This is a genomic window from Oryzomonas rubra (genome assembly GCF_008369015.1).
GTDB classification, from domain to species: domain Bacteria; phylum Desulfobacterota; class Desulfuromonadia; order Geobacterales; family Pseudopelobacteraceae; genus Oryzomonas; species Oryzomonas japonica.
This window is the reverse complement of the sequence record NZ_SRSD01000012.1, coordinates 1-15,066: the sequence shown is the minus strand read 5'-3', so window position 1 is coordinate 15,066 and position 15,066 is coordinate 1. Positions and strand designations below refer to the sequence as shown.

The 15,066-nt window shown below is 45.9% G+C and carries 21 protein-coding genes; 20 read left to right on the top strand and 1 reads right to left on the bottom strand.

The features are described 5' to 3' along the window. Nucleotides 1-9 precede the first annotated feature (9 nt). From ET418_RS16880 to ET418_RS16805, 18 genes are all read left to right on the top strand, one after another. Nucleotides 10-1,077 carry a hypothetical protein gene (locus tag ET418_RS16880; RefSeq protein WP_149309632.1) on the top strand — a complete coding sequence of 356 codons (1,068 nt, stop codon included), beginning with the start codon at nucleotides 10-12 and terminating at the stop codon, nucleotides 1,075-1,077. Nucleotides 1,078-1,796: 719 nt separating this feature from the next. Next, nucleotides 1,797-2,438, top strand: coding sequence for a hypothetical protein (locus ET418_RS16875; RefSeq protein WP_149309631.1), 642 nt, complete (start codon nucleotides 1,797-1,799; stop codon nucleotides 2,436-2,438). A gap of 441 nt (nucleotides 2,439-2,879) precedes the next feature. Further along, the gene (locus ET418_RS16870) at nucleotides 2,880-3,077 is read left to right on the top strand and encodes a hypothetical protein (RefSeq protein ID WP_149309629.1); all 198 of its coding nucleotides are present in this window, start codon (nucleotides 2,880-2,882) and stop codon (nucleotides 3,075-3,077) included. Between the two features lie 15 nt (nucleotides 3,078-3,092). Then, the gene (locus ET418_RS18265) at nucleotides 3,093-3,266 is read left to right on the top strand and encodes a hypothetical protein (RefSeq protein ID WP_188055664.1); all 174 of its coding nucleotides are present in this window, start codon (nucleotides 3,093-3,095) and stop codon (nucleotides 3,264-3,266) included. Continuing rightward, a complete protein-coding gene (locus tag ET418_RS16865; RefSeq protein WP_149309628.1) occupies nucleotides 3,267-3,758 on the top strand; it encodes a hypothetical protein in 492 nt (163 codons plus the stop codon). A 160-nt stretch (nucleotides 3,759-3,918) separates the two neighbouring features. Further along, nucleotides 3,919-4,617 (top strand): hypothetical protein, encoded by a 699-nt coding sequence (locus tag ET418_RS16860; protein WP_149309626.1) that lies wholly within the window; start codon nucleotides 3,919-3,921, stop codon nucleotides 4,615-4,617. Nucleotides 4,618-4,621: 4 nt separating this feature from the next. Then, nucleotides 4,622-5,020, top strand: coding sequence for a hypothetical protein (locus ET418_RS16855; RefSeq protein WP_149309624.1), 399 nt, complete (start codon nucleotides 4,622-4,624; stop codon nucleotides 5,018-5,020). A 166-nt stretch (nucleotides 5,021-5,186) separates the two neighbouring features. Next, on the top strand, nucleotides 5,187-5,840 hold the full coding sequence (locus ET418_RS16850; protein WP_149309622.1) for a hypothetical protein: 654 nt from the start codon (nucleotides 5,187-5,189) through the stop codon (nucleotides 5,838-5,840). Nucleotides 5,841-6,321: 481 nt separating this feature from the next. Next, nucleotides 6,322-6,792 carry a hypothetical protein gene (locus ET418_RS16845; protein WP_149309620.1) on the top strand — a complete coding sequence of 157 codons (471 nt, stop codon included), beginning with the start codon at nucleotides 6,322-6,324 and terminating at the stop codon, nucleotides 6,790-6,792. Between the two features lie 434 nt (nucleotides 6,793-7,226). After that, complete coding sequence (locus ET418_RS16840; RefSeq protein ID WP_149309618.1) at nucleotides 7,227-7,517, top strand: hypothetical protein; 291 nt, start codon at nucleotides 7,227-7,229, stop codon at nucleotides 7,515-7,517. Beyond that, on the top strand, nucleotides 7,498-7,770 hold the full coding sequence (locus ET418_RS16835; RefSeq protein ID WP_149309616.1) for a hypothetical protein: 273 nt from the start codon (nucleotides 7,498-7,500) through the stop codon (nucleotides 7,768-7,770). The genes ET418_RS16840 and ET418_RS16835 overlap by 20 nt, the downstream gene beginning before the upstream one ends. After that, the gene (locus ET418_RS16830; protein ID WP_149309614.1) at nucleotides 7,755-8,186 is read left to right on the top strand and encodes a DUF6573 family protein; all 432 of its coding nucleotides are present in this window, start codon (nucleotides 7,755-7,757) and stop codon (nucleotides 8,184-8,186) included. The genes ET418_RS16835 and ET418_RS16830 overlap by 16 nt, the downstream gene beginning before the upstream one ends. A gap of 176 nt (nucleotides 8,187-8,362) precedes the next feature. Further along, nucleotides 8,363-9,028, top strand: a complete 666-nt coding sequence (locus ET418_RS16825; RefSeq protein WP_149309612.1) for a recombinase family protein — start codon at nucleotides 8,363-8,365, stop codon at nucleotides 9,026-9,028. 3 nt (nucleotides 9,029-9,031) lie between these two features. Beyond that, nucleotides 9,032-9,355 carry a hypothetical protein gene (locus ET418_RS16820; RefSeq protein ID WP_149309610.1) on the top strand — a complete coding sequence of 108 codons (324 nt, stop codon included), beginning with the start codon at nucleotides 9,032-9,034 and terminating at the stop codon, nucleotides 9,353-9,355. Nucleotides 9,356-9,704: 349 nt separating this feature from the next. After that, nucleotides 9,705-9,866, top strand: a complete 162-nt coding sequence (locus tag ET418_RS18260; RefSeq protein WP_188055662.1) for a hypothetical protein — start codon at nucleotides 9,705-9,707, stop codon at nucleotides 9,864-9,866. 64 nt (nucleotides 9,867-9,930) lie between these two features. Further along, entirely contained in the window at nucleotides 9,931-10,794 is an 864-nt protein-coding gene (locus ET418_RS16815) for a hypothetical protein (RefSeq protein WP_149309608.1), read from the top strand. A 32-nt stretch (nucleotides 10,795-10,826) separates the two neighbouring features. Then, the gene (locus ET418_RS16810) at nucleotides 10,827-11,348 is read left to right on the top strand and encodes a hypothetical protein (protein WP_149309606.1); all 522 of its coding nucleotides are present in this window, start codon (nucleotides 10,827-10,829) and stop codon (nucleotides 11,346-11,348) included. Between the two features lie 97 nt (nucleotides 11,349-11,445). Further along, nucleotides 11,446-11,964, top strand: a complete 519-nt coding sequence (locus ET418_RS16805; RefSeq protein ID WP_149309604.1) for a hypothetical protein — start codon at nucleotides 11,446-11,448, stop codon at nucleotides 11,962-11,964. A 185-nt stretch (nucleotides 11,965-12,149) separates the two neighbouring features. Here the strand turns inward: ET418_RS16805 and ET418_RS16800 are convergent, their stop codons facing one another. Continuing rightward, a complete protein-coding gene (locus ET418_RS16800; RefSeq protein WP_338045094.1) occupies nucleotides 12,150-12,437 on the bottom strand; it encodes an integration host factor subunit alpha in 288 nt (95 codons plus the stop codon). A 213-nt stretch (nucleotides 12,438-12,650) separates the two neighbouring features. Here ET418_RS16800 and ET418_RS16795 point away from each other — a divergent pair, with 213 nt between their 5' ends. Then, nucleotides 12,651-13,532: a hypothetical protein gene (locus tag ET418_RS16795; RefSeq protein ID WP_149309602.1), complete on the top strand. Its 882-nt coding sequence runs from the start codon at nucleotides 12,651-12,653 to the stop codon at nucleotides 13,530-13,532. Between the two features lie 756 nt (nucleotides 13,533-14,288). Next, on the top strand, nucleotides 14,289-14,684 hold the full coding sequence (mscL, locus tag ET418_RS16790) for a large-conductance mechanosensitive channel protein MscL (RefSeq protein ID WP_149309599.1): 396 nt from the start codon (nucleotides 14,289-14,291) through the stop codon (nucleotides 14,682-14,684). The last annotated feature ends 382 nt before the right edge of the window (nucleotides 14,685-15,066 follow it).

Below are 15,066 nucleotides of genomic sequence, written 5' to 3'. Positions count from 1 at the left end.
GGGGAAATTATGAAAACTATCGTAATGATATTTGCAGTTGTTCTGTTAGCCGCGCCGGTCATGGCGGCTAACAGCAGTTCCGACACTAAATTGGACCAATCCATCGGGAAATCCGTAGATGATATGTATAAGCGCAATCTGGCGAAATCGCAGAGCCTCGGGAAAAAAGAGGCTGAAACGAACAGCCGAGGGCGCGACCATACTAACGCCAGCTCATTTGAACGTTCTGGAAGCGTTCAATCCGGCGGCGCCGCCGAGGTCGCTGTTACTATCGACCAAATTATGGCGGACGCTTTCGCACAACTCGAGCATGATGGCATTGAGCCGTTCGCGAGCTGTCATGTTGTAACCAGCCCGCTTTTGCCGACCGACATCGGCATCAATGCTACCAACGGCTACGGCGAAATTTACGTTCACGCTGCTCAATATTATGCAGAGTTGGCACGACAAAATCAGTCGATTAACGCCATCATCAATCCGCAAGCGGTTAGAGAGTATATTTCATGTCTCGGCGGCTATGGCGCTTATGGTTATGAAGCGTATATCCGCGCACAGAAAGCAATTTCGGGGTATAACGCAAAGCTCTCGCGCAATAAAAAAACCAAACAAATCGTTGTTTCCGGCATAGGCTATGAGGATTTTGTTAACACGATTGTCGCTGAATTAAAATATGTGATAGCCCATGGTCTCACTGACGCCGGCGTCAAACGGCAATTTAGCCGCTTAATGGCTGATAAACAGCGTCCATGCACGTTTCTCAAAGCGACTGAAAACATTAAATGCGGTTCAACTGTCGTAACAATGGACGCTCTGCCAAAGCTCGTATCGTCCGGAGTTAATATTTATGGCAACGGCATTTTCGGATTTTCGGGTTCATTTAAAGTGTCTACGAGCTGGTCATATGCCAGCGCTCTTAAAGATATGTCGAGCGACAGCCGTTATTCCCGTTTCGCGGCGGATGTTAGCCGTTTTGCTGACGAATTAGAAAGTCGCGGAATGACCAAGGAAGCCGCTTATGCGCGCAAAAAAGCTGTCAATCTCGCAAATGCTTCGAGCCGCACCCAAGCCGAGCAGTAACACCCTATCCCCGCCCTGCGGGGGTCAACGCATTTAAATTTAATTCGTAATGCTCTTCTTATCAAAAAAGCGCATTTCCCTCGCCACCTGGCGGGGGTTTTGTGTTTTGTATCACATCATGTTACAAATAAATATTAATAATTGCTTGACTATTATTAATGTATTTGCTAACATATATACATCTACTAATTTTAATTAGTAGCAATCACGTCCGTAACGGACGACTTTAAGCGCTCACAGCGTCGTTTCACTGGCTCTCATCAGCTTCACCAAGGCATTCGCGTGCCCGTTGTTGTTTTCGTTTCACCTCCATTCCGCGCTTGCAGGCGCAACAAAGAGCCTCATTTGGGTAACCCCCGAATGGGGTTTTTTGTTGTGCCTGCAAGCACCGCAAACGCTGTAAACATGGAGGTTTATTATGAACAACGACACGCGAATGGTTAAGGTAATCACAAACGAGGGCTACGATTATGTGATGCGCAGTTGGTTAAATCATTATGTTTCGACAGGGTACGTGAAAGCTCTGGCTTAACGAAAAGGATGGCAATGGATTAACAATTAAAATATTGAAGGGAGGGTGCAGTCATGACGACGGCTATTTCATACGTTGTGGCCAACAGCACTAGAACAATAACAGTGGCATTTGCTATTGTTTTTGTTTTTGGGCTTGTTTGCCGTTTCTAAGAGGTTCCCGTTGTCCGCTGCACTTGTCACGTTTTGTGGCTATCGCAGTGTGCAGAGACGGGCGTTGGATTAACAAAGGCGAGTTTTTTGGCTCTCCTTTGGAGACCAATGCTCGCCGCAAAAAGCTGCACACTACGGCGGATTTTTTGCGTTTGCAAAAAAATACCGACGTGTTTACTCAACCAGGGCCGTTGACATTTTTGTCATCATCACCCCTGGTTGAGTTTTTTACTTTTTACAGCGTCAGCTGGGTCCACAGGACACTGGCATCTGTGGATCGAGCCGACGCTGTAAAATTTAATCTCAAAACAATGGAGGTATTACCAATGAAACGCTCAACTCGCAAAACCCGCAATGAAATTACCCGTCGTATTGAAGCCACCGAAACCCGCATCGTTCGTGACTATAAAGCCTATGCTTTTATGTTCATCTTCGCTGCTATCACTGTTCTTCTCGCCGTCTGTTGCACAACTTCCAACATCGATTTATTCAAAACCTGCTGTCTCTGTGCTGTTCCGTTTGTTTTGACTATCTGGTTTTCTCTGAATAGGTTTGAAGTTATTGTTGTTGAAGTTGCTTGCACAGATAACACCTATGTTCGCCCGACGCTCATAACTGATTTTGTTTCTGCTAATGTCTCAACTTCTCAGTTTGAACGCTACATGGCACACAAGTAACACCCCACACCGGTATAACGACATGTTGATATTTTTATCAACCCCTGTCGTTATACCGAGCTTCTTTTCTTCCTTTTTTCTGTTTTTTTGAGTCAACGAAATACTCGTTGATTGAAAAAAGCAGAAAATATAAGTGGAGAAAGGGGGATATATGCTACGCATCCGTATCCGTAGTCTTGAATTTTCAGTATCTTGGGAAGAATTTTCCCGCATCAACTGCATTGCCTGTGGCGGCGTTGAGATACTGAAAATCACCTGAAAGAGCGGGGGTTTACGCCTCCGCTTTTCGTTGCTCAATGGTAATACATTGTGATACATAATAAGTTAATTTGTAGTTATTTTGATATGTTTTAAATTATTTTGTTGCATTTATTTTTATTTAGCTGTATACTATTATCATAGGTTGGAATTTTATGAATATTTGCAATGGAGGACACTAAAATGAACGCACCAACTCTCAAATCCCCTTTTTACTACGCATCCGTGGCCGTAACTCGCGATGTTACTGACATTCCCGAAATTGATAGGAATATCGCTGACGGCCTCGCTCTGATTGTTTTTTGCGCCATTATTTACTTGTTGGATACGCACTACGCCTGGCACGAAGTGTTCGCACCGCTCGTCAATGGGCTTAAATAAAGAAAGGACGACATTATGGATAACGCAATCACAAGAACCGCGCGTGCAGACGAACGTCAAACGCTTTATATTCTTTCCGGCATATGTTTCGTCGCCGGCTTGGCAAACGCCATAAGCTGCAATGCCGCTGGATTTGTGGTCGGAATTTTTGGTGGTATTTTAGCCTTTGCTGCCGCGAAAATGAGATAAATGTTCTTCATTCTATGCTTTACGGCGCTGATTGCTGGACTATCATTTTTACACGAACTCGCGCACTACGCCGCCCTGCCGCCGGAATTGCGGCGGGATGTCGTAATCTGCATCGGCCACCCTGCTTTACCTGGTATCGTGCTGATCCGTGACCGGCACTTGACTATCAGACTGACTATTTTCCCCATTTCCGGCGCCATCGGACTCCCTACATACGTCCGCCCCAGCGCTAGTTTCCTTTTGGCCGGCCCAGCGGTGTCACTCATCGCCGGCGCCGCCCTGCTCACCGCTGCATACCTCCTGCATGGCACGGTCCCCGTGCGGAGTGTGCTCATCGCTTCTGTTTGCGGCACCGCTACTCTCCCCCAGCTCGCCGAAGCTTTGACATACACTGGCGGATGCGTCGGTGTGTGCCAGTGCGTCATCAACCTCCTCCCTCTTCCAGGGAGCGACGGCTATCATCTGTATTCCAGTAACAAACAAAAAAACTAAAAAACTAAAAAACATCAGGCTGTTTGGTAATTTTTTCCTGCGCCGCAACGTATTAATACTAGAGCCACGCGGAAAATCAGCCGGAAGTGGAGGGCTATGGCTTTTACGGTCTGTATTTGTAGTCATTAGCATTAGATACTTAATTTACGGAGGAAAACAAATGAAACGAATAGTCATCATTATGTCAGCGGCCCTGTCGCTGACGGCATCCGCAGCTTTTGCGGAGGGGAGTAAATATGACGATTGGCAGTGCGGCGCATATTTAAGTGCCCCAAAAATTGTGCCAGTTCAAAACATCGAAGCAGCAGAGGGGATACAAGATTATATTAATGTCCAGCGTTACAACCTACTCGCACAGCGACTTGAAAACCAATTCGGCGGATACTCCATCGAAACCATCGGAGTTTCCGGCGCTGGCTACAAGGGAACTTACAGCTATGCACAATTTTTGCGTAACGCTGAAAATCTCTTATCGCATATAGATACCAAAACTTGGCAGCGCTTGGCGGCAGTTTACGGTCGCACACACTGCGAGCATCCAGACCCCCGATTAAAACTGAAATACAATTGGACAAATGGTGAGGACATCTGCGTCGACGATGGTCTGGCGGCGCTCAACGGACAGCTTAACCGGCGCGAAACCAACGATGATAAATTGGCAGCGCTGTGGCAAGTTTTGTTTATTCAAGCAAAAACATTAAGTGCTAATGGCGTAATTAATTCCCCTGTCCAACGTTTGGTTGCCAGTCTGTTTTCGTGCGACACCAGAAACATCAACAAAATTCTCAGCGAAAACAGTAAGCAAGCTGAACATCTGGCGGAATATTGCAAAATTTTGCAGAAAATGGAAAGGAGATAAAACGATGATAAAACGAATGATTTTGGCAATATTGGCAATGGTGACTCTCACAACTGGCATAGCAAATGCTTCTCTACTAATTAATATTTATCGAGATACTGATATGCGTGAGGATATTGATAACCAGAATTTCAGAGAGTCTGATATGTTTATAGCTGGGTTAGCTGAGGGGACGGAAAATGCGTGGAACAAGCTTTTCGGCGCGGTATCGACTAAAACTTTGAATATCGACAATGGCGTTGGTCAGGAGCGAAATTTTGGGTATCAAACGTATGTCATAGCAACTGCTGACAAGCTTTTACAGTCGCCGCAAGTCACGAAATTTTGGGAGATATCGTTCCCGTATGCAAAATATCTCACGCCGTCTGCTGCCACAGCAGCCAAGCCTTCGCCTGATAAATGATAAGCTAATACAATAATAAACAGCCGAAAAACGAACCCGTGGGATTGCTCCTGCGGGTTTTTTTATTGCTCAGCGGTAATTTTTTCTCCCGTCGCAACGTATTACCAAATAGAGACACTCGCCGCCAGTTTTGCGGCAAAAAATACGACAAATGGAGGAAAACATTATGAAAAGGGTAATAACAGCAATTTTGGCAATGGCCGCAGCTCTCGCCGGCTGTGCTTCTGGTGGCGGGCTTCAATGCAATTCAGCACACGACACGCTGACTGTATGGACAAAACCAGCGCAGTCGCCGGAAGAGTTCCAACATCTTGCTCGGTTATATCAGATTTCGGAACATGCTTACGCTTACGGCACCACCAGTCCTCATTCGCAAAACATCGCTTCCGGCGTCGTTTTCTCGCCAAATGTGCCGGTAGTTATGGCGGTGAATGTGAAGCTCGAAAATGGTGATTTAAGCCGCGAGGTCACCGGCGTTTATCTCGTAGATGATAGTGCGTGGGAGGATTTGAAGATAGCTCTCAAATATTCAAAAAGAACGTTCAATTCCTGCCCCGCCAGCGACAAAATTGTCAACTGCGGAGATAATAAAGCTAATAGATGCAATGGCGTGCAGGTTTTGAAGGATTTTGATGTCATCGCGTCTCAGTTTTTCAGCCAGGCGCTGACATACACTGGCAAAGCGGGCGGGAAATTCGCAAAAATTTTGGAACGGAACGCGACTAACGAAACCGTCTCCGCATTCTTCGAAAACCTCGCTGCTGACGGCTCTGAACTGGATGAGTTCGTCGCTACAGTCCGCGCCGAGCACCAGAAATAAAGAGTGTAAGCAAAAAAAAATCGTATGTAGTGGTAATTTTTCCGAAATCCGCAACGTATTACTAAATAGAGACACACGACAACCCGCACCAGCTGACCCCGCTCTTAATCGAGCACAGCTGTGCGGGTCGTTTCATTTCGCGGCCTTGCCGCAAAAAACAAAGGAGAAGAAACATGAAAAGTACGTTGAAAGCTGTGTCAGCAGGAACGAAATTCACTTAATCCGCATGTGGATGGACGGCCTGGGTCTGTAGAATCTGTATGTAGTTCATTCCGGCCGGCAGCAGCATCCAAGCTGCCGGCTGTTTCACCGCCCCGCGCACCGTCGCGGCGCTTAAATAGCCGGAGGATGCAAAATGAGCACATAAATGTTAGCACTTTTGCGAAACGAACAGGGCAGCAAATCACACCAACGTCAAGACCACGGAAACCGCGCACATCCCTACATGCTGTGGCACCGCACACTTCCACGAGAAAATTATATGACTGATTTGGATAGCATCGAGTGGGAACAGGACGAAAATGGCAACCCGCGCCCCGTCGTAATGTTTGAGATAACAGCGCATACCGGCCATGGCGAAATTAATGCCAAATATCTCAATGCAATTTTGGAGAGGATACGGGAGAGAGATTTCCAGGGCAAAGCCGCTGTCGTGGCTGCAAATCTGCTGGGGGTGGACGTTTATATGCTTTTATTTCAATTTCGAGATGACGGGAAAAAGAGTTTTTGTCTCTATAATTTATCTTCAGGCAGAGGTTGGTTGCGGCTCACTGAGTCAGGGTTTATCAACTTTTTGAGCTACGTTCGCAGTCTGCCGCCCTCGGAACGGCGCAGCCTGCCCGTTTCCGGCGAGTGCTCGTGCCATGGCGTGATTATCGAGCGTGACCACAATCGGGTCTGCACCGGATGCGGCGCCACGGTGCCGATGGATATGGATGTCGAATTATTCTGACCCCGCCCCACTTTTCGCGGGAATGACCAGAAAAGGCGGGTGATGCGATGGAATAAGCACACATATATAAACGATTGGAAGATATGTGATAAGAGCTGGCTTTTGCTGGCTTTTATCATTTTTTCCCGTGATACGTTGTGATATATTTATTACATAATGCAGCAATAGTGCAGTTTTATGTTGACAAATAATAAAAATAAAGGTATACTTCTATACATGATTGACGGCTGGAACGGTCCCCTCCCCTCCCAAGGCGAAGAGGCCCACCGGAGGCAAATCCCCCGCCTCCAGGGTCTCAAATCTCCCCCGCCCGCCAGAGTGGGGCCGGCCAGCCGAAACGACTACCAAGCTTTTTCCTTCCCCTCCGATCCTGGCGGCTCCCCCCGCCAGGATCTCTTTTTCTCTTCCACCTTCACCCCCACACCGGAGGACCAATGCGAGTTTATGTTCCAGAGTTCGAACATCAAAAATATTGCCGCCTCGAAGTTGTTCCCATCTCCGAAACGGTCACCGCCAAAAACAGCGACATGACTGAATATCATATCGCGGAAAGCCCGCAGGATGCGCAGTTTTGGTCAATCCTTGGGTATACAGACAGGGGCGCCTGTGACGTTCTTTGCGACACCGAAACCGCTGGCGAGGCGGAGGAGTATGCCTGCAAAATTTTTGAGACGATTTCATTTATCGAAAGGAGGTTCCGTCGTTATGCCCGCGCACAGAATTGAGCAGCTGTTGGAGCACCACGCAAAACTCATAAAAATCATGAATGATATTTCGGAAACTGAGGGGTTATCCGAGGATGTTATATGTGACACCAAGGTGCGCGATACGCTCAAAGAATTAGTCGAATTAATGAGATGCGAGATGTTTCTGATGTTGGATGCTCTGGACAGGGCAGTTTTTGCGTCTCCGGCGGATGTTGCCCAAATTCGAGCTATCACAAAAAAATTCGGGAGGGAGTTATGCAAACAGCCCTGATTTGGAGATACACCAGAAAACAAGCCGTAGCTGACGGGGTCTTAATTGACATAACTGAAAAATATGGCGACATCTGTCAAAAATTCTACTCCGACATTCCAATTACCTGCTCAGCGGAGGTCTACAACAATTTACTGCAGACTGTGGATGCGGTCGGCGACACAACAATCGAAGAACAGATTCACCAGCTGCTGTGGTTTAGCAATAACCCAGACAGTTCCGAATTTTCAAATAATGGCGAATTTGAGATTGCGCGTTTTTTGGCCCGCAACCTCGTCGGCCAACCTGAGTTGCTGGCAACGGCTTATTATAACACCGACGAAGACCGAGACGAAATCATGATTACCATGCCGGCAGAGGTTTTGGGTGACGCGGATGATGACGGCTCATATTTGATGCCGAAAGCAGAAAATTGAAAAGGAGGTGATAAAAAAACTGTCAACATTAGACGGTCATTTGTATATCACAGATGTAATAACTAATTCATGTTGATTAAATATTACATATATGGTATACTTAATTATGTTTAAATATTGCATACCTGAAATATTTGGTTTGCATACATACCGTTTAAGGTTGACGAGGTGCCAAAATGACAACATTTGGATATATTCGAGTTTCGCGGCGAACCCAGGACCCCGAAAATCAAAAACTTGAAATTCTTCGGTTTGCGAACAATCAGGGAATTACAATTCCGGACGAAAATTGGATTGAGGTAACCATATCTGGCGGAGCGGCACGCGCCTCACGGAGAATTCAGGAATTGGTCGATAAGATTGAGCCTGGGGACCAGTTAATAGCGACAGAACTCTCCCGCCTCGGGCGTTCTGGTATAGAAGTTCAATTGCTTGTAAATGAGTTATTGACCAAGGGCGTCCGCCTTAGGCTTATTAAAGAAGGGTGGGACATCGACCCCGCCAGAAAAGGTCTTGACCTATTTACTGAGCTTATGGTTGCCATTTTCGCAGCTTTTGCACAGATGGAACGCCGGTTAATCTCGCTCAGAACCCGCGAAGCCCTCGCTTCCAAGAAACAAGCTGGTGTAAAATTGGGCCGGCGAGTTGGGTTTCAAAAAAGCAAATTGGACCCGCATCGTGAAGAAATAATAAGCAAACTCCAATCCGGCGTGCCGGCTTCAAGAGTTGCAAAAGACTACAACATTTCGCGGACATCGCTTTATTTTTGGATTAACAGTCGCAATCTCTCGGACCTCTGTGCCGCTTCGCCACCGGAGGCCCCAAAACAAATTGGAGAATGATATATGTATGAGCTGGAAATCAGGGATTGCCCCGACTGCGGTGTTGAGCCAGGGGCGGTACACCGCGCTGGTTGCGACATCGCCCGATGCCCTGAGTGCGGACGACAAAAAATTAGCTGCGGCCATAGTTCGAGTGTGCATGCTGTATGGGATGGTGAATATCCTGGCATCATGGACTGCCGCCGCCTTGGACTGTGGGCGATATTCGACGGAGAGCATTTCACCCCTTGTGGCGCTGATGAGCCTGGCGCCATCGAAGATTTAAATCGTCTATATCGAGAATATGTGTGGAACAAATCGACGCAGCAGTTTGAATTACCGAAATAACACATCCGGCTCAGGGCGCGCCACCACGGTTCAGTATTCTCGCGGAGCGACATGGTCTTGCTCCATAAAGCCTGATATGTCGCGGCACCGGTTTTTAGCCAGCTCGCTTGGTGTCGTGGCCGTTCCCTCCGGTCACTGTAAAAGCTTTATGGTCGCCACCAGCGAGCTGGCGGCTCTGGTCGCGGTCGGTGCCGACCGCTTGAAAACCAAAAATGGTGAGACATAATATGGATATAGTGTTCAATCGTGATGAACTGGAAACTGCTATGAACCTGCCGGTGGTCGGCAATGTGCCGGCGGACCCCGCCGAAACCACATGGCATGTTCGACAAACAACAGGAGGTAAAATATGTTCGGTCCCGACGATGACTTGCTGAGTATTTGGAGCGATGATTTGATGGCGGCTGTTTGGGACGATGACCCGCCATCGTCGTCATTTGATAGTAGCGATGACAGCAGCTCTTCCAGTTTCAGCGATACAAGCAGCTGGAATAATGATGACAACTGGTAAAGCCGCCCCCGACACGGACTGTGTTGGGATAATCAGCCGGAGGATGTAACCATGGATACATAAAATGAAATACAATGATGAACTCAAACGTAGCTGCGGTCATTTCGAAAAAGTCGTTTTTACGGCATTCGATGAAACTTCATTTACCGAAACCCTCGCGCGACACGCCGCTTTACCCTGCCATTCCTGTTACCTTGCCGAAAAGCGCACGGACAAAACAATTCGTGTGGCCATGTCTGTTAGTAAAAAAATGGACGATGGCCAGCGGCTTATTATACTCTCAATCGCCGGTTCTATTTCCGCCGAAACCGCCTTAATCCTCGAACAGCTTGGGTTTGGAGTCCAAAAATCTGAAAATGGAAAACCCGCCACTCCACTCAAGCGATTGAGATTATTTTTCGACAGAGATAAAGCCTGTGAATTATTCAAACATCTTCGTGACACCCTGCCGAAAGAGTATAAATTTATAAACAATCTCGAAAAAACGTGGATTTCCGATATTGCAGAGAAATATAATGTCCCGCTCAAATACCTGCGTATTGCGGCTAAAAGGTTATCAATTCCCGAACAGTTGGAAGGGCGTTATATCGGAATTATGTGCGCAATAGCGGAATTATATGCTGATACGGAGTTTATTTCATCTTCCATTTCCGGCGTTGCTAAACAGCGGCGTGGAAAAATCATCGAACTCTGCGAACTAAATCCGCTGGAAAAATGGTATTTTAGCCGTTGCACAAATATCCCTATTGGGCAGAAAATACCAACATATAAACAGCTTTATGGGGAGGCGTCCGGCCTTTTCCGTGGTCTGGAACTCAACGCTTTTCGCGGGATTGCCCGCCGCATGCGCAGTAAAATTGGCTATGCTCGCCGAAAAGCAGCAAAAACAGGGCGTAAAACTGACACAGTAAATAAACATACTATTTAATGTGTAGTCGCTGACAACACCAGGAGAGCAAAATGAAAATCCACCTCGGCATCCGCCCCCCGCACCTGGGGCGCTTGCGGTTTTATAAGGTTCCGATAAAAGTCATGGAGCGCAACCTCAATCATCACAAATGCCGGCGGCTTGCGGCAGCGATCCGCGCGGCCGCCGCCGCTGAAAAACCCGAGATAATGGCGAACAACGCGCAAAAATTATTCGTGATGATTGATGAGATGACCTGGGCGCTGTGGTCGAGCCAAGCTGCTATGTTCGTAAACTACCTGCTTATGACACTTATAGCCGCCAGCGCGATGTCGGTAGCTGCCCTTGCCCTTGGCTCGAGAGCCGGCTTGTATGCCGCCCTCACGCTCGGGGGTGGAATTACCGTCGTGCGCTCAGGCGTTATCGCATATACAGAGTATGTCTGCCGCATACTTCGGGAAACGGCTTCTGAGCGCGAGCGTGCATACACGAGCATGTATTTTCGCGATTATGGTCTCACACTCGAGATGGCGCCGGATAATGAGCAGGAAATCACACAACCCTCCGTAAAATAATTTAGATAATCCCCACCACTGCGGCATTATCGCCAGCTTTATGGCACATCTTGACACCAAATTTTGCCCGTGCGATACTCAGACAACGAGGTGATAAATGGCAAAAGACATTACAAAAACTGAAAAACGCGGGCGCCCCGCCATCATCAAGGAAACAGCACCTTCGGTCGTTCACATCCGCGTCAGCGACGAGATGTATTCAAAGCTCGTCGGTGCCCAGAAAAAGGGCCTTTGCAAAAATACCAGCGACCTCATTCGAGATTTTATAAACGAGGGCATCCTTCGCCTCGAGCTTCGCCATGGCAGCTTGACCAACGAAAAATTGCCACCTGCAATCTCCGAAAACAGAGAACTGCTGGCTATCGTCGACACACTTCACATCACCATGACGTATTTCAACGATAGCCGTGCCGGCTTCGTGGCACGCGAACTTTCCGAGGTGCAAACCATTATTCAGGAAGCTCAGATGTCCGCTCCCGAGTTTGTGTCGCTCAATCTACAACAAGCCCTGACAAAACTGGAAAAACTCGCCAAGGACAACGTCAAAGTCCCCATCATCTCCGAGCGTATCCAGCCGCTAATTCTTAGTTTGCGCCAGTATATTCCATCGCACTGAAATGCCTCCGAAAGGCGATTTCAGTATGATATATATGACTTCCATATGAGATTGATGTGGGGTATATCACACCAGAACGGCGTGTATGCCCCATTTTAGTATGATGAATGTGTGAAGGAAGTAGGATGGAAGTGCGATGAAAGTATGATATATCAGACTATGCGCGTTGGCGCTTTATGGGCGGGCTATTCTTCGTCGTTGATATGGTTTCGGAGGAGCGTGGAGGCTTTAAAAGAGACAACTTTGCGAGCGTCAATGGTGAGGTCATCACCAGTCTGTGGGTTCCGGCCTCGGCGGGGACTTTTGCTTTTAACCTGGAAGTTTCCGAAGCCGGAAACCTTGACGCTCTCGCCGGATTCCAAGGTTTCTTTGATGATTTCAATAACATGCTCAACGTAGTCTACTGCTTCGATTTTGGAAACCCCAAGGCGTTCCGAGACAATATCTGAAAGTGTAGCTTTTGTCAGCGACATATGTGCTCCTACCGGTGATTTAAAGTCGCTAATATGCTCTGAATTGCTCCGTGATGTCAAGCGGTTAGTAAAACAAAAGAGGTATTATGTTGTGAATATTTGGTTGTTTTGTGGTATTGCTGTGGTTGTGATGGTTTTGCTGATATGGCTGGTATTTTATATCGCAAATAGCGACCAAAAGCCCAAATAATGCCGTAAAAAAGGTGAATTTAAATGGATATATTTATTAATATAGTTAATAAAATACCTGCAACTTTTTGGGGTGTTGTTGTCGGCTCGCTCTTTACAATAATTGGTATTACTATAACAAACAACTCAAACAACAAACGGCTACTAACTCAGCTCAAACATGAGCGAGATATAAAGAAACAAGAAAGAGAATTGACACTTAAAAAAGAAATATATTTAGCAGCCACAGAGGCAATTTCATTAGGATTGAGTTTAGCTAGTCGTTTATCAGATTTAAATATTACTTATAATAAGGTAATTGAACCGTTTTTAGATAAATCTTCATCAATTGCTAAAATATACGTTGTTGCAAAGGATGACACAATTAAGTCAACTACAATATTTATGGAGGAATTATCCGGTATATTGCTTAATATTTCACGTAAACGTATTCAACTTAACGTTATGAGTGACAAAATGTCCTTAATTCAAAAACAAATTGACCAATCCACTATTGAACGTGACTATATGACATCACTGATGAAGCAATTTAACCTGGCTGGTGCTTCTGACAGCCAACGGTTGAGTGTTTTTCAACATAATTACGACGTTGAAGCAGGAAAAATCAAGACTCTTTCGGCAGAAAAATTGGAACTTGAGCTAAAATTGTTTGCGGAACAAATGGCATTAGCACAGGAGTGCCAATCAAAGACATCTATTCTAAATAAATTAATTATTCCTATTATTACAAATATCCGCGCTGAACTTGAACTTCCATTTGATGAATTGTCTTACACAAAGATAATTGAAGAGAGTCAGAAAAAACAGAGCAATTATCTTAACCAGTTTATAGCCGGTGTTACAAAGGATTTGGAACAGGTAATAACTAAGGAAATAGACAAAGAAAAGGAGCTTATAAATGTCTAAAATTTGCTGTCATGAACACGTAAAAAAAGAGATTATGTTTGGAACGGCCACAGGGGATAGTATATGTGTTGAATGTAAGAACTCGTTTGCATCACAGGAAGAGTTGAGGGAAGCTCGCGCCGCCGCTTTAGCTGCAAGAAATGCCGACATATCTCAACCCAAGCCGGATAACCAGAGCAAACCATAAAAAATCACTGATTATTCAGGTATTATCACGAAATGATTGATTTGTCATAGCGTGTGATTTTTTTGTGATAATCGCAAACGTGAAGTTTGAAAAAATGCAAACCTGGACCCTAAGCGGCTTTACAGAGATAATACGCAATTAAAAAATACCGCTCACTAACTACCTATTTTTGTAGACAAAAATTATTTTACCCTTTGTTTTCAAGCAGTTAAGTCGCCAGAGTACAACGGACTCGAAATCAAGTGTGGGGGTGACTCCACCTAGGGTTCGAATCCCTACTTCTCCGCCAGTTTACGAGCGAAGCCAGTCTTTTACAGACTGGCTTTTTTCGTTTTATGTAGCAGATATGGAGCAAAGGCAATAACGGTTCCGGGAAATGAATGTCCGCAATTGAGCGTTGGCAATCGGAACAGTTCGTATCCGAATGCACATTTATCCCTGAAGCAAAGCAAATTATTCTGAGCCGCCATTGACTAACCAGTTTCAGGTGCTAATAATTTAAAACATATGCAATTACTGTATGATAATAGAGGCCAAAATGAATCGATTCGACTGAAGGGGAGACCATCATGAGTATGATGAAAGAGTTCAAGGATTTCGCCGTAAAAGGAAATGTGGTCGATATGGCTGTAGGTATTGTCATAGGTGCTGCATTCGGTAAGATTGTATCATCCTTCGTGGGTGATGTAATCATGCCCCCGATTGGTGTCCTGTTGGGCGGAGTCGATTTTTCCAGCCTGTCGATCATTGTTAAGGAAGCCGTGGAGAAAAAGCCGGCAGTGCTTATTAACTACGGTAAATTTCTCCAAACTATCATCGATTTCACGATAATCGCTTTTGCCATATTTATGGCGGTAAAGGCTATTAATTCGCTTAGAAAAAAGGAAGCAGCGGTGCCTCCGGCACCATCTAAGGAAGAAATATTGCTCACTGAAATAAGGGACCTGCTCAAGGAAAAAAAATAGTTTGCTCCAGCGATTCATCACCCCGGTCCGGCCCGGTTCAAGGATCTTGCTCACGAAGGGGTGTTCATCTGCCTTGCCATCAGAGAAAAAGATCTTTTCCGGAATAGCCAGATTCAGGTCAAAACCGAGGTGAACCGCGGCATCCATGACGCCATAACATGGCGTAGTTATGGAATTGAGCCGTCCTGTTTTTTAAAAGTCAAAATAATAATTCGGCAACAATCTGTTATTATTCACACGTTAAAGAACACTACGGTTAAAGCAATTTTCCAACCGGACACTTCCGATATCGGGTATAAATAAAATAAAAAAGTCCTTGACGTCCGGGTATATTTATTTTATCTATAGTTCAACTAGACATGATATCGAAAAAGACCAAATA

Bases quoted from the DNA above. Each gene is read 5' to 3' on its own strand.
- ET418_RS16880 (WP_149309632.1), top strand. From the start codon at position 10: ATGAAAACTATCGTAATGATATTTGCAGTTGTTCTGTTAGCCGCGCCG.
- ET418_RS16870 (WP_149309629.1), top strand. From the start codon at position 2,880: ATGAACGCACCAACTCTCAAATCCCCTTTTTACTACGCATCCGTGGCC.
- ET418_RS18265 (WP_188055664.1), top strand. From the start codon at position 3,093: ATGGATAACGCAATCACAAGAACCGCGCGTGCAGACGAACGTCAAACG.
- ET418_RS16865 (WP_149309628.1), top strand. From the start codon at position 3,267: ATGTTCTTCATTCTATGCTTTACGGCGCTGATTGCTGGACTATCATTT.
- ET418_RS16860 (WP_149309626.1), top strand. From the start codon at position 3,919: ATGAAACGAATAGTCATCATTATGTCAGCGGCCCTGTCGCTGACGGCA.
- ET418_RS16855 (WP_149309624.1), top strand. From the start codon at position 4,622: ATGATAAAACGAATGATTTTGGCAATATTGGCAATGGTGACTCTCACA.
- ET418_RS16850 (WP_149309622.1), top strand. From the start codon at position 5,187: ATGAAAAGGGTAATAACAGCAATTTTGGCAATGGCCGCAGCTCTCGCC.
- ET418_RS16845 (WP_149309620.1), top strand. From the start codon at position 6,322: ATGACTGATTTGGATAGCATCGAGTGGGAACAGGACGAAAATGGCAAC.
- ET418_RS16840 (WP_149309618.1), top strand. From the start codon at position 7,227: ATGCGAGTTTATGTTCCAGAGTTCGAACATCAAAAATATTGCCGCCTC.
- ET418_RS16835 (WP_149309616.1), top strand. From the start codon at position 7,498: ATGCCCGCGCACAGAATTGAGCAGCTGTTGGAGCACCACGCAAAACTC.
- ET418_RS16830 (WP_149309614.1), top strand. From the start codon at position 7,755: ATGCAAACAGCCCTGATTTGGAGATACACCAGAAAACAAGCCGTAGCT.
- ET418_RS16825 (WP_149309612.1), top strand. From the start codon at position 8,363: ATGACAACATTTGGATATATTCGAGTTTCGCGGCGAACCCAGGACCCC.
- ET418_RS16820 (WP_149309610.1), top strand. From the start codon at position 9,032: ATGTATGAGCTGGAAATCAGGGATTGCCCCGACTGCGGTGTTGAGCCA.
- ET418_RS18260 (WP_188055662.1), top strand. From the start codon at position 9,705: ATGTTCGGTCCCGACGATGACTTGCTGAGTATTTGGAGCGATGATTTG.
- ET418_RS16815 (WP_149309608.1), top strand. From the start codon at position 9,931: ATGAAATACAATGATGAACTCAAACGTAGCTGCGGTCATTTCGAAAAA.
- ET418_RS16810 (WP_149309606.1), top strand. From the start codon at position 10,827: ATGAAAATCCACCTCGGCATCCGCCCCCCGCACCTGGGGCGCTTGCGG.
- ET418_RS16805 (WP_149309604.1), top strand. From the start codon at position 11,446: ATGGCAAAAGACATTACAAAAACTGAAAAACGCGGGCGCCCCGCCATC.
- ET418_RS16800 (WP_338045094.1), bottom strand. From the start codon at position 12,437: ATGTCGCTGACAAAAGCTACACTTTCAGATATTGTCTCGGAACGCCTT.
- ET418_RS16795 (WP_149309602.1), top strand. From the start codon at position 12,651: ATGGATATATTTATTAATATAGTTAATAAAATACCTGCAACTTTTTGG.
- mscL (WP_149309599.1), top strand. From the start codon at position 14,289: ATGAGTATGATGAAAGAGTTCAAGGATTTCGCCGTAAAAGGAAATGTG.